Origin of the sequence: Kordiimonas laminariae (assembly GCF_023008165.1) — a bacterium.
GTDB lineage: Bacteria > Pseudomonadota > Alphaproteobacteria > Sphingomonadales > Kordiimonadaceae > Kordiimonas > Kordiimonas laminariae.
On sequence record NZ_JAKQZA010000010.1, the window covers coordinates 1 to 13,136 of the forward strand.

Annotated in this window: 13 protein-coding genes and 1 tRNA gene; all 14 read left to right on the plus strand. The window is 47.7% G+C overall.

What is annotated here, in order from left to right:
* Positions 1-10 precede the first annotated feature (10 nt).
* Positions 11-87 (plus strand) — tRNA-Asp (locus MF542_RS16145).
* Between the two features lie 242 nt (positions 88-329).
* Positions 330-695, plus strand: a complete 366-nt coding sequence (locus MF542_RS16150) for an NADH-quinone oxidoreductase subunit A (protein WP_247021357.1) — start codon at positions 330-332, stop codon at positions 693-695.
* Entirely contained in the window at positions 686-1,237 is a 552-nt protein-coding gene (locus MF542_RS16155; protein ID WP_247021359.1) for a NuoB/complex I 20 kDa subunit family protein, read from the plus strand. The genes MF542_RS16150 and MF542_RS16155 overlap by 10 nt, the downstream gene beginning before the upstream one ends.
* A gap of 86 nt (positions 1,238-1,323) precedes the next feature.
* Positions 1,324-1,938 carry an NADH-quinone oxidoreductase subunit C gene (locus MF542_RS16160; protein ID WP_247021361.1) on the plus strand — a complete coding sequence of 205 codons (615 nt, stop codon included), beginning with the start codon at positions 1,324-1,326 and terminating at the stop codon, positions 1,936-1,938.
* Positions 1,938-3,116, plus strand: coding sequence for an NADH-quinone oxidoreductase subunit D (locus tag MF542_RS16165; protein ID WP_247021363.1), 1,179 nt, complete (start codon positions 1,938-1,940; stop codon positions 3,114-3,116). The genes MF542_RS16160 and MF542_RS16165 overlap by 1 nt, the downstream gene beginning before the upstream one ends.
* Positions 3,113-3,709, plus strand: coding sequence for an NADH-quinone oxidoreductase subunit NuoE (gene nuoE / locus MF542_RS16170; protein WP_247021364.1), 597 nt, complete (start codon positions 3,113-3,115; stop codon positions 3,707-3,709). The genes MF542_RS16165 and nuoE overlap by 4 nt, the downstream gene beginning before the upstream one ends.
* Positions 3,709-4,989: an NADH-quinone oxidoreductase subunit NuoF gene (gene nuoF, locus MF542_RS16175; RefSeq protein ID WP_247021366.1), complete on the plus strand. Its 1,281-nt coding sequence runs from the start codon at positions 3,709-3,711 to the stop codon at positions 4,987-4,989. Before nuoE ends, nuoF begins: the two co-directional genes overlap by 1 nt.
* Before the next feature lie 23 nt (positions 4,990-5,012).
* Positions 5,013-7,037, plus strand: coding sequence for an NADH-quinone oxidoreductase subunit NuoG (nuoG, locus tag MF542_RS16180; protein WP_247021368.1), 2,025 nt, complete (start codon positions 5,013-5,015; stop codon positions 7,035-7,037).
* 51 nt (positions 7,038-7,088) lie between these two features.
* Positions 7,089-8,108 (plus strand): NADH-quinone oxidoreductase subunit NuoH, encoded by a 1,020-nt coding sequence (gene nuoH, locus MF542_RS16185; RefSeq protein WP_343265033.1) that lies wholly within the window; start codon positions 7,089-7,091, stop codon positions 8,106-8,108.
* Between the two features lie 13 nt (positions 8,109-8,121).
* Positions 8,122-8,610, plus strand: coding sequence for an NADH-quinone oxidoreductase subunit NuoI (nuoI, locus tag MF542_RS16190; protein WP_247021372.1), 489 nt, complete (start codon positions 8,122-8,124; stop codon positions 8,608-8,610).
* A 15-nt stretch (positions 8,611-8,625) separates the two neighbouring features.
* Positions 8,626-9,270, plus strand: a complete 645-nt coding sequence (locus MF542_RS16195) for an NADH-quinone oxidoreductase subunit J (protein WP_247021374.1) — start codon at positions 8,626-8,628, stop codon at positions 9,268-9,270.
* 12 nt (positions 9,271-9,282) lie between these two features.
* On the plus strand, positions 9,283-9,591 hold the full coding sequence (gene nuoK, locus MF542_RS16200) for an NADH-quinone oxidoreductase subunit NuoK (protein ID WP_247021377.1): 309 nt from the start codon (positions 9,283-9,285) through the stop codon (positions 9,589-9,591).
* 6 nt (positions 9,592-9,597) lie between these two features.
* On the plus strand, positions 9,598-11,577 hold the full coding sequence (gene nuoL, locus MF542_RS16205; protein WP_247021378.1) for an NADH-quinone oxidoreductase subunit L: 1,980 nt from the start codon (positions 9,598-9,600) through the stop codon (positions 11,575-11,577).
* Between the two features lie 18 nt (positions 11,578-11,595).
* Positions 11,596-13,125 (plus strand): NADH-quinone oxidoreductase subunit M, encoded by a 1,530-nt coding sequence (locus tag MF542_RS16210; RefSeq protein WP_247021380.1) that lies wholly within the window; start codon positions 11,596-11,598, stop codon positions 13,123-13,125.
* Positions 13,126-13,136: the final 11 nt, after the last annotated feature.

Below are 13,136 nucleotides of genomic sequence, written 5' to 3' on the forward strand. Positions count from 1 at the left end.
CAAGCAAAGCGCGGGTGTAGCTCAGTTGGTTAGAGTATCGGCCTGTCACGCCGAGGGTCGCGGGTTCGAGTCCCGTCACTCGCGCCACTTGTTTGTTTGGAAAACGCATCGCTGTATAGTGATGCGTTTTTTTCGTTTTATAGCAATAAAACCCATTACAATCCGGTCTCGTAAAATTCCGTAAAAGCGGAATGTAAGCTTTTCTTTACTAAAAAGAGGGCATAAACTTATTTCTGTGTTCAATGAGGCAAAATTCTCTCTTTACTGATTGGGTTAACCCCATTAAAAGAGCGCTGTAATTTAGGGCCAATAAACAAAAAGGGACTCCCATGGAGTCGTTGCTCATCCAATATCTTCCGATCCTTATCTTTCTAGGGATCGCTATCGTATTTTCATTAGTCTTCGTGGGCGCTGCTGTGCTTATTGCACGCCAGAACCCTGATGAAGAAAAGCTGTCAGCGTACGAATGTGGATTTGAAGCATTCGAAGATAGCCGTCATCAGTTTGATGTACGTTTCTATCTCGTTGCTATCCTCTTCATTATTTTCGACCTTGAAGTGGCATTCTTATTCCCGTGGGCGGTAGCTCTCGGTTCAATCGGTGTGTTCGGTTTCTGGTCAATGATGATCTTCCTCGGAGTGCTGACTGTTGGTTTCGTGTATGAATGGAACAAAGGAGCGCTGGAATGGGAGTAGTACAATCCAGTCATCCTGCTGTTGCAGAGGGTGGTAAGAACCCGGCAGAAACAGAATTTTTCCAAGGTCTTAATGACGAACTTCAGGATAAGGGGTTCGTTGTTGCCAATTTGGAAGATCTTATTGCCTGGGCCCGTACCGGCTCTCTTTGGTGGATGACCTTCGGTTTGGCATGTTGTGCTGTTGAAATGATGCACTCGAGCATGCCTCGTTATGACGTTGAACGTTTCGGTTTTGCTCCACGTGGTAGCCCGCGCCAGAGTGATGTGATGATCGTTGCGGGTACGCTCACTAATAAGATGGCGCCAGCGATGCGTAAGGTTTATGACCAGATGCCTGAACCGCGCTACGTTATTTCTATGGGTAGCTGTGCGAATGGTGGTGGATATTACCACTATTCTTATTCAGTAGTTCGCGGTTGTGATCGTATTGTACCGGTAGATATTTATGTGCCGGGCTGTCCTCCAACTGCTGAAGCACTCATCTACGGAATTTTGCAGCTGCAGCGCAAAATTCGCCGTATTAGTACTCTCGAAAGATAACATCATAGCCGACCCGGTATTCTCCGGGTCGGCCTCATGTATGTGTGGCCCGTCGGGCCGCTTATGTAAGAGGAGCGCGCGAGCGCATGACCGATAAAGCATTGATAGATTTGGGCGAGGCAATCGCGACCAGTCTGGAAAATGACGTAATCTCCACGAGCGTTTCGTTCGGGGAGCTTACTATTACTGTCCGTGCTGATCACATTAAGAAGGTGCTTACCTATCTTCGTGATAACCCGGACTGTTGTTTTAAACAGCTGATTGATCTAACGGCGGTAGACTATCCAGAGCGCTCCAAGCGCTTTGATGTGGTTTATCACCTTCTTAGCATTCAGTTTAACCAGCGTATCCGCGTGAAAGTGGAAACGGATGAAGATACTCCAGTGCCTAGCGCTGTTGAGGTTTATCCGGCAGCAAACTGGTTCGAGCGTGAAGCTTGGGATATGTACGGTATTTTCTTCTCAGATCACCCAGATCTGCGTCGTATGCTGTCTGATTATGGCTTCCAAGGCTTCCCGCTTCGTAAAGATTTCCCTGTTATGGGTTATGTTGAGTGTCGTTATTCTGAAGAAGAGGGGCGTGTTATTTACGAACCAACCCAGCTTACTCAGGAAAACCGTAACTTCGATTTCATGAGCCCATGGGAAACAGCCAAATATGTATTGCCTGGTGATGAAAAAGCTGAGGCGGAGAAGAAATAATGGCTGATGTAGATATTAAAAACTATTGCCTGAACTTCGGCCCACAGCACCCAGCAGCACACGGCGTACTTCGTATGGTTATGGAGCTGGATGGTGAGATCGTTGAACGGGTAGATCCGCATATTGGTCTTCTGCACCGTGGTACAGAAAAGCTGATTGAGCAGAAACAGTATCTTCAGGCGATGCCGTATTTTGATCGTCTTGATTATGTTGCGCCAATGAACCAGGAACACGCGTTTGTTCTTGCTGTTGAAAAGCTGCTTGACGCTGAAGTACCGATCCGCGGCCAGTATATTCGTGTATTGTTTAGTGAGATCGGCCGCGTGCTGAACCACATTCTGAACATTACCACGCACGCGATGGACGTTGGTGCGCTTACGCCAATTCTTTGGCTTTTTGAAGAGCGTGAGAAGCTGATGGAATTCTACGAGCGCATTTGTGGTGCTCGTCTTCACGCAGCTTTCTTCCGCCCAGGCGGTGTTCACCAGGATATGCCAGCGGGTATGGCAGAGGATATCCTGAAGTGGGCTGATGAGTATGAGCAGGTTCAGCAGGACGTTGAAACACTCCTTATCGATAACCGTATCTTCAAACAGCGTAACGTGAATATCGGTGTTGCAGATGCAGAAACAGCGCTGGCGTGGGGTTGGACTGGCCCAATGCTTCGCAGTACTGGTCTTGCATGGGATCTGCGTAAATCTCAGCCATATGAAGTTTATGATAAGATGGACTTTAAAGTGGTTGTTGGTAACGCAGGTGATTGTTACGACCGCTTCATGATGCGTCTTGCTGAAATTCGCGAAAGTATCAAAATTATTCGTCAGTGTATCGAGCAGATGCCTGAAGGACCGGTTATGTCTCTAGACAATAAGATCGCTCCTCCGCGCCGTGCTGATATGAAGACGTCTATGGAATCTCTAATTCACCACTTTAAGCTCTATACAGAAGGCTTCCGCGTGCCGGAAGGCGAGGCTTATGCAGCTGTTGAAGCGCCTAAGGGTGAGTTTGGTGTGTATCTGGTATCAGACGGTTCCAACCGTCCGTACCGCTGTAAAATTCGTGCTCCTGGGTTTGTGCACCTTCAGTCTATGGATCTGCTATGTCGCGGCCATATGCTTGCTGATGCACCTGCTGTTCTTGGTGCTATGGATATTGTATTTGGTGAGGTTGACCGATGAGTGCGGCTTCAAAAGCATTTGCGTGGACGTCTGAAAATGAGGCGGTAGCGCAAAAACACATCGCTAAATATCCTGAAGGTAAGCAGCAATCTGCTGTTATGCCTCTGCTGGATTTGGCGCAGCGCCAGAATGGTGGCCATGTGACACAGGAAATTATGGAGTATATCGGGAAGTATCTTGATATGCCACCAATCCGTGTTCAGGAAGTGGCGACATTCTACTCTATGTATAATCACAAGCCGATTGGTAAACACCATGTACAGGTTTGTGGCACAACACCATGTTGGTTGCGCGGTTCGGATGACATCATGAGCGCTTGTAAGAAGCGCCTTGGCATCACGAAAGGCCAAACAACAGAAGACGGTATGTTCACACTTTCAGAAGTTGAATGTGCTGGTGCTTGTGTGAACGCACCTGTTGTTGCGATTGATGACGATTACTACGAAGACCTTTCCCCAGAAAGCGTTGTCGATATTCTCGATAAGCTCGCTAAAGGAGATGCGGTTAAGCCAGGGCCACAGGTTGATCGTCAGACAAGTGCTCCAGTAGGCGGCGCTACGACGCTTAAAGGTGATAAAGAGGGAGATGCATAATGCTTGCTGATAAGGATCGCATCTTTACTAACCTTTACGGCGATGAAAGCGCTGATATTGATGCAGCGATGAAACGCGGCGATTGGCAGGGTACAAAAGACTTTATCGCCAAAGGCCAAGACTGGATTATTGAGCAAATCAAAGAATCTGGTCTTCGTGGTCGTGGTGGTGCGGGGTTCCCTACAGGCCTTAAATGGTCATTCATGCCGAAGGAATCAGATGGTCGCCCATCTTACCTTGTTGTGAATGCCGATGAAGGCGAGCCAGGTACGTGTAAAGACCGTGATATGATGCGTCACGACCCTCATAAGCTTATTGAAGGTTGTTTGATCGCTGGTTTCGCTATGCGTGCCGTTGCGGCTTATATTTATATTCGTGGTGAATTTTTCCGTGAAGCTGAAGCGCTTGAAAAAGCGATTGAAGAAGCACGCGCGAAGGGTTTCCTTGGTAAAAACGCTTGTGGTTCCGGATATGATTTCGACGTATTCGTTCACCGCGGAGCAGGGGCTTATATTTGTGGTGAAGAAACCGCACTTATCGAAAGTCTTGAAGGAAAGAAAGGCCAGCCTCGCCTGAAGCCTCCTTTCCCAGCGAACGTTGGTGTGTGGGGCTGCCCAACTACCGTAAACAATGTTGAATCTATCGCAGTTGTTCCAACAATTCTGCGTCGTGGTGCTTCATGGTTTGCGGGTCTTGGTCGTCCGAACAACACAGGTACCAAAGTATTCTGTATTTCTGGTCACGTTAACAATCCTTGTAACGTGGAAGAAGAAATGGGAATTCCACTGAAAGAACTTATCGAAAAGCACGCGGGCGGTGTTCGTGGCGGCTGGGATAATCTTCTTGCAGTTATTCCTGGTGGTTCTTCTGTACCAGTTCTACCAAAAGAAATTTGTGACACAGTGTTGATGGATTTCGATAGCCTTCGTGATGTGCAGTCTGGCCTTGGTACAGCTGCAATTATCGTGATGGACAAATCCACTGATATTGTGAAAGCGATTGCTCGTCTCTCTGAATTCTATAAGCACGAAAGCTGCGGTCAATGTACGCCTTGCCGTGAAGGTACTGGCTGGATGTGGCGCGTTATGGAACGCCTTGTAGAAGGTAGAGCTGACAAATCAGAAATTGATACCCTTCTTGATGTTACTAAACAGATTGAAGGCCATACAATTTGTGCACTTGGTGATGCTGCTGCTTGGCCAATTCAGGGATTGATGCGCCACTTCCGTGATGAAGTGGAAGCTCGTATCGATGCCTACCAAGCAAAAGCTGCTGAGTAAGAGCGCGAGGCCAGGAGAATTCAATGCCCACGCTAACTATTGATGGTAATGAAATTACCGTAGATGCCGGGACAACAGTCCTTCAGGCGTGTGAGAAGTTAGGAATTGAGGTTCCGCGCTTCTGTTATCACGAACGCCTGTCGATTGCCGGTAACTGCCGCATGTGTCTTGTTGACATGGAGCGTTCGCCTAAGCCGATCGCAAGCTGTGCAATGCCTGCGGGTGATGGCATGGTAATCCACACAAATACTGAACGTGTTAAGAAAGCACGTGAAGGTGTGATGGAATTCCTGCTGATTAACCACCCACTTGATTGCCCAATTTGTGACCAGGGCGGCGAATGTGAGCTTCAAGACCAATCTGTTGCCTTTGGTGCAGGTAATGCTCGTTTTGATGAAAACAAGCGTGCGGTTGAAGATAAAAACATGGGGCCGCTTATTGCGACCACAATGACACGCTGTATTCACTGTATGCGCTGTGTGCGTTTCAGCGATGAAATCGGCGGCGTTGATGACATGGGTGCGTTAGGCCGTGGTGAAAACGCGGAAGTGGTAACTTACCTTGATGGCCTTCTGGATACAGAGCTATCTGGTAACGTAATTGACTTGTGTCCGGTTGGTGCGTTGACCAGCAAACCTTATGCGTTTACTGCACGTTCTTGGGAGCTATCCTCCACGCCGTCAATCGATGTGATGGATGCGGTTGGCTCTAACATCAATATTGATACACGGGACGGCTACGTTATGCGCGTTCTGCCTCGTATCCATGATGATGTGAACGAAGAGTGGATCTCAGATAAAACTCGCTTTGCTTATGATGGTCTGAAAAAGCGCCGTCTGGATCGCCCATATGTACGTAAGGGTGATAAGCTAGAGCCAGCCTCATGGAATGATGCATTTGCTGCTATCAAAACTGGTGTTGCTGGAGCTAAAGGCGCTGAAGTAGCTGGTGTTGTTGGTGATCTCGCTGACATGGAGAGCATGTTTGCTCTTAAAGGCCTTCTAGGCTCACTTGGTTCTGACCGCATTGAAGCGCGTCAGGACGATGCAGCGCTTGATGCATCTGTTCGCTCAGGCTACATCATGAATACCGGTATTGCAGGTATTGAAGACGCTGATCTTATTCTTCTCGTAGGCACAAACCCTCGTACAGAAGCGCCGCTTGTTAATGCACGTATTCGTAAGACAGTTCGCAAAGGTGGCTTGAAAGTTCTGAATATCGGCCCTTCCGTAGATCTCACATATGATGTTGAAGACTTTGGTGACGATGCGAGCCTTCTTAAATCAGCAAAAGGCGGTCGCCATGCGATTTCCAAACTGCTGAAAGCAGCAGAAAAACCAATGATTATCGTTGGTCAGGCTGCTCTTCGCGGTGAAAACGGCTCTGCTGTGCTTAAAATGGCGCGTGATGTTGCTGACAAATACTGCATCAAGGAAGGCTGGAACGGCTTTGGCGTACTTCACACAGCTGCAAGCCGTGTTGGTGCCCTTGATCTTGGTCTGACAACAGAAGGCGGCGTGAAATCAATTCTTGCGGACGCTGAAGCGGGCAAGCTTAAAGCTGCTTTCCTTCTTGGCGCTGATGAGTTTGATACAGCTGCTCTTAAAGATGTTTTCACTGTTTACGTGGGTACACACGGTGACGAGGGCGTTAAAAACGCTGATGTTATCTTGCCTGCAGCTGCTTACAGCGAAAAAGCCGGTACATATATCAACACTGAAGGTCGTGTTCAGAAAGCTGCTAAGGCGGCCAATGCTCCGGGTGATGCCCGCGAAGATTGGACAATCCTTCGTGCGCTTAGCGATATAATCGGTGAAACACTGCCATTTAATTCAGCATCTGATCTTCAGGCAAAACTTGTGGAAGCTGTTCCACATGTTGCAACTGTTGATACGCTACCAACAGAAGAGTGGGGCGACTTTGGTGTTGAGGGTGAACTTGGTAAAGATGGATTTGTTCTTTCAACAACAAACTTCTATCAAACCAACCCAATCGCGCGGGCTAGCTCTATAATGTCAGAGTGCATTGACGCTCGTCAGGAGGCTTAGGGACCAATGGTTGAAGCATTTTTTGAATGGTTCCCTACTACTTGGTTAGGGATGTTACTCGGAGTGGAGCAAACTGGTTTGTTCTATTTCGTGACGATTGTCGCAATTATTCTCGCGATTGTGTTCCCACTGCTTATCGCAGTTGCTTTCGCAGTTTATTTCGACCGCAAGATTTGGGCTTCTGTGCAGCTGCGCCGTGGTCCGAACGTGGTTGGCCCGTTTGGTCTTCTCCAGTCATTTGCTGATGGCTTTAAGTTGTTCCTGAAGGAAACAGTTATTCCGACAGGCGCAAACAAAGCGATCTTCCTGATGGCACCGATGATTACATTCGTACTTGCGCTTATCTCCTGGGCGGTTATCCCATTCGGTGATGGTATGGCGCTTGCTAATCTGAATGTTGGTATCCTATACATTCTGGCGGTTTCGAGCCTTGGTGTATACGGTATTATCATGTCAGGTTGGGCTTCAAACAGCCGTTATGCGTTCCTCGGGTCGCTTCGTTCCGCTGCTCAGATGGTATCGTATGAAGTATCCATTGGTTTCGTGCTTGTATGTGTTCTTCTCGCTGTGGGTTCCTTGAACCTTAACGATGTAGTGCTTGCGCAAGAAGGTGGTATTCACCGCTGGTATTTCATTCCATTCGCACCTGTGTTCTTGATCTTCTATATTTCAGCACTTGCTGAGACTAACCGCCCTCCGTTCGACCTTCCTGAAGCGGAAGCTGAGCTCGTGGCTGGTTATCAGGTAGAATACAGCTCTATGGCGTTCGCACTCTTCTTCCTTGGTGAGTATGCAAACATCCTTCTGATGTCTGCTGTGATGGCAATCCTGTTCTTTGGCGGTTGGTATGCGCCAATTCCAGCACTTGATTTCATCCCAGGCTTCTTCTGGTTGTTTATCAAGATTTGTTTCTTCTTCTGGACATTTGCCATGGTGAAGGCGTTTGTACCGCGTTACCGCTATGACCAGTTGATGCGCCTTGGTTGGAAAGTATTCCTGCCATTATCATTATTCCTCGTAGTGTTCTACGCCGGCTTCATGGTCGCGTTTGACCTGCTGCCTGGTCAATAGGAGGGCTGATTAGATGTCTGCTATTGCACAAACAGTTAAAAGCCTGATCTTGAAAGAGTTCTTCGCGGCTTTCTGGCTTTCTATTAAATATATGTTCAAGCCAAAGGCTACGATCAACTATCCATACGAGAAAGGCCCGCTAAGCCCACGCTTCCGTGGTGAACATGCTCTTCGCCGTTATCCAAACGGTGAAGAACGCTGTATCGCCTGTAAACTGTGTGAAGCGATTTGCCCGGCTCAGGCTATTACGATTGAAGCTGAGCCTCGTGAAGATGGTTCTCGCCGTACAACACGCTACGATATTGACATGACCAAGTGTATTTACTGTGGTTTCTGTCAGGAAGCGTGCCCAGTTGATGCGATTGTTGAAGGTCCGAACTTTGAGTTCGCAACAGAAACACGCGCAGAACTGCTGTACAGCAAAGAAAAACTACTGGCTAACGGTGAGCGTTGGGAGCGTGAGATCGCTCAGAACATCGCGGCCGATGCGCCGTACCGCTAAGGAAGGAATAGATTAATGCTTAGCCTTAGCTTAACTGAATTAGCCTTTTACTTATTTGCCTTTGTTACTGTGGCAGCTGGCGCGCTCGTGATTTCCGCGAAAAACCCGGTACACAGTGTTCTTTGGCTTATTCTGGCTTTCTTCAGCTCCGCAGGACTGTTTGTTCTGATGGGTGCTGAGTTCCTCGCGATGCTGCTTGTGATCGTATACGTAGGGGCGGTAGCGGTGCTCTTCCTCTTCGTGGTGATGATGCTCGATATCAACTTTGTTGAACTGCGTCAGGGCTTCTTGCAGTATTTGCCGATTGGTGCGCTTATTGGTGCCATCCTTGCAATCGAACTGGTTGTTCTTGGTTCTGCTTGGCATTTTGGCCCGGATGTGGCTTCAAATATTGCGGCGCAGGCGCCTGCGGCTACTGAAGTGGAAAACACTAAAGCGCTCGGTCAGATTATTTACACTGATTATATTTTCATCTTCCAGACAGCTGGTTTGATCCTGCTTGTGGCAATGATTGGTGCGATTGTTCTTACACACCGTACACGTCCTGGCGTGAAGCGTCAGAATATTGCTGAGCAGGTGGCTCGTCGTCCTGAAGATGCATTTGAACTTGTTGATGTAGAAGTTGGTAAAGGTGTTCCTATGCCAACGAAGAAAGGGTAGGGCCAGAAGTCCATGACAATTGGGTTAGGACATTATCTGACGGTCGCCGCAATCCTGTTTGTATTCGGGGTTTTCGGTATCTTTCTAAACAGAAAGAACGTCATCATTATTTTGATGTCTGTAGAGCTTATGCTTCTTGCAGTTAACATCAACCTGGTAGCCTTCTCTACATATCTGAATGATTTGGTTGGTCAGGTATTCGCCATGTTCGTTTTGACAGTTGCTGCAGCTGAAGCCGCGATTGGTCTAGCGATCCTTGTAGTTTACTTCCGTAACCGCGGTTCGATTGCGGTTGAAGATATCAACCAGATGAAGGGGTAAGGGACAATGGAATTTGCCATTAAAACTCTTGTTTTCTTGCCGCTTATCGGCTTCTTAATTGCTGGTATCTTCGGCTCAAAAATCGGCGATAAAGCCAGCCAGATTGTTACAACTGGTTTACTCTTTATCTCTGCAGCGCTTTCTTGGATGGTGTTCCTGGATGTTGCCCTTGACGGTAACAAATATCCGGTAACTCTATTTAACTGGGTTACATCAGGCACACTTTCCTTCGATTGGTCAGTAAGTGTTGATGCACTCACAGCTGTGATGCTTGTTGTTGTGAACTCAGTTTCTGCACTGGTTCACCTATATTCAACGAGCTACATGGAAGAAGACCCGCACAAACCACGCTTCTTTGCGTATCTGTCGCTCTTCACATTCATGATGTTGATGCTTGTTACATCTGACAACCTGGTTCAAATGTTCTTTGGTTGGGAAGGTGTTGGTGTAGCTTCTTATCTGCTTATTGGCTTCTGGTTCAAGAAACCAACAGCAAATGCGGCTGCTATCAAAGCGTTTGTTGTAAACCGTGTTGGTGACTTTGGTTTTGCTCTGGGTATTTACGCAACATTCCTTCTTTTCGGATCAGTAGAATTCGATGTGATCTTCGCGAATGTTGGCCAATATAAAGACGCAACAATGAGCTTCCTAGGCCATGACTATCATGCGCTCACAGTTGTTTGTTTGCTGCTCTTTGTTGGTGCAATGGGTAAATCTGCTCAGCTTGGTCTACACACATGGTTACCTGACGCGATGGAAGGTCCGACACCTGTATCAGCGCTTATTCACGCTGCTACAATGGTAACAGCGGGCGTATTCCTTGTTGCTCGCTTTAGTCCTGTGTTTGTAGAAGCGCCGGACGCCATGGCTGTTGTAACTGTTGTTGGTGCTCTAACGGCGTTCTTCGCAGCGACTGTTGGCCTTGTTCAGAATGATATCAAGCGTGTGATCGCTTATTCAACTTGTTCGCAGCTTGGTTACATGTTTGTGGCACTTGGTGTTGGGGCGTTTGGCGGCGGTGTATTCCACCTCTTCACACACGCTTTCTTCAAGGCACTTCTATTCCTGGGTGCTGGTTCGGTGATCCACGCAATGCATCATGAACAAGATATGCGTAACATGGGTGGCCTTCTTAAGAAGATCCCATTCACTGCAACAGTAATGTTCATTGGTAATCTGGCTATTACGGGTGTACCGCTTCTATCCGGTTACTATTCAAAAGACCTGATTATTGAAGCGGCGTTTGCAGCACATTCTGGTGTTGGTGAATTTGCCTTCTTCATGACTGTGGTTGCGGCACTTATGACAAGCTTCTACAGCTGGCGTCTATGGTTCATGACATTCCTTGGTGAAAGCCGTGCGGATGCTCATACATATGATCATGCCCATGAAGGCCCGATGTTCCAGATGCGCTTCCCACTTGCAGCACTTGCTGTTGGTGCCCTAGCTGCAGGTTGGACATTTAAAGAAGCGTTTATTGGTCATGACGTAGCTGGTTTCTGGAATGGTGCGATTGACCTTTCTGTGAAAGTAATGTCTCACGGTGAAAGCCTACCTATCATGGAAGCTGCTCACCACGTTCCTGGTGCTGTAAAGCTCGCGCCGATGATTGCGATGATCGTTGGTCTTTTGCTTGCTGCTTGGTTCTACGCACGTAAAACTGATCTGCCGCAACGCACTGCTAAAACATTCAACCTGCTTTACGATTTCCTACTTAATAAGTGGTATTTCGATGAGCTGTATGACTTCCTGTTCGTGAAGCCTAGCTTTGCTCTTGGCCGTATCTTCTGGAAACGCGGTGATGAGCAAACCATTGATGGTTTTGGTCCGAACGGCGTGTCTGCTGCAGTTGCAATGGTTGCTGCCAAGGTACGCAAGCTTCAAACCGGATATGTTTATCACTATGCATTTGCCATGATTGTTGGCCTTGCTGCTATCGTGACCTGGTTTATGGCCAGCGGCATAAGCAGTGGCGCCGGGCATTAAGGGCAGGGGAATAGACAAATGTTATTTATTGAAAATCACCTGCTCAGCTTCATGATGATTATCCCGCTCATTGGCGCGGCGATCATCATGATGATTAAGCATCAGGATAAAGAAATTGAGAAGCGGAACATCCGTCAGGTTGCTCTGTGGACGACAGTTGCTACGTTCCTGCTCAGTATTCTACTTTGGGCTGGCTTCGATAGCACAACGGCAGATTTCCAGTTTGTTGAGAAATATAACTGGGTTGGCGAAGACATTAAATATTACGTGGGTGTGGATGGTATTTCCATGCTGTTCGTCGTGCTTTCAGCCTTCCTTATGCCAATCGTTGTTCTGGCAAGTTGGGATAGCGTTCAGAACCGCGTAGCGGAATATATGATTGCCTTCTTGGTGCTAGAGACACTGATGATCGGTGTATTCTCTGCACTTGATATCTTCCTTTTCTATGTGTTCTTCGAGGGCGGCCTGATCCCAATGTACCTTCTTATCGGGGTGTGGGGCGGTGCAAACCGTGTATATGCGAGCTTTAAGTTCTTCTTATATACGCTTCTAGGCTCTGTAGTGATGCTTGTCGCTGTGCTCTATATGTTCATTGAAACAGGTACGACTGAAATCCCAGCGCTGATGACACATGGTTTTGATACCGATGTGCAAAACTGGCTATGGCTGGCATTCTTTGCTTCATTCGCGGTGAAAATGCCGATGTGGCCGGTTCACACGTGGCTACCGGACGCGCACGTACAGGCACCCACTGGTGGTTCTGTAATCCTTGCGGGTGTTCTTCTGAAAATGGGTGGTTACGGCTTCCTGCGTTTCAGTCTTCCAATGTTCCCGGAAGCGACAGAGCATTTTGCTTGGCTTGTGTTCGCACTGTCAATTGTAGCGATTGTTTATACATCACTTGTCGCGCTCGTTCAGGAAGATATTAAAAAGCTGATTGCTTATTCTTCTGTCGCTCACATGGGTTTTGTAACAATTGGTATTTTCCTTCTGAATCCAAACGGTATCGAAGGTGCTATCTTCACTATGCTTAGCCACGGTATTGTATCTGGCGCACTCTTTCTGTGTGTTGGTGTGATTTATGATCGCCTTCATACACGTGAAATCGCTCGTTACGGTGGCCTTGCTATTAATATGAAGATGTATGCAGCTACATTCGTAATCTTCACGATGGCTTCTGTTGGCCTTCCTGGTACAAGTGGTTTTGTGGGTGAATTCCTTGTTCTTAATGGTGCTTATACTGTGAACACTTGGGTGGCCTTCGGTGCAACAACTGGGGTGATTCTTGGTGCTGCTTACATGCTTTATCTTGTTCGCCGTGTTATCTTCGGTGAGCTTGATAAAGACGATGTGAAAGCAATGCCTGATCTAAATCTACGTGAAAAGATCATCATGGCACCGCTGATTGCTATCGTTATCTGGATGGGTGTGTATCCGAACAGCTTCCTTGAGCCAATCCACACATCTGTTAACAGCTTGATTGAAACTCATTTCTCAGCAAACACTGAGCATGCTGCGGCACCTGCGCCGCAGTCTGCTGCACGCTAAGGAGCCTTTGA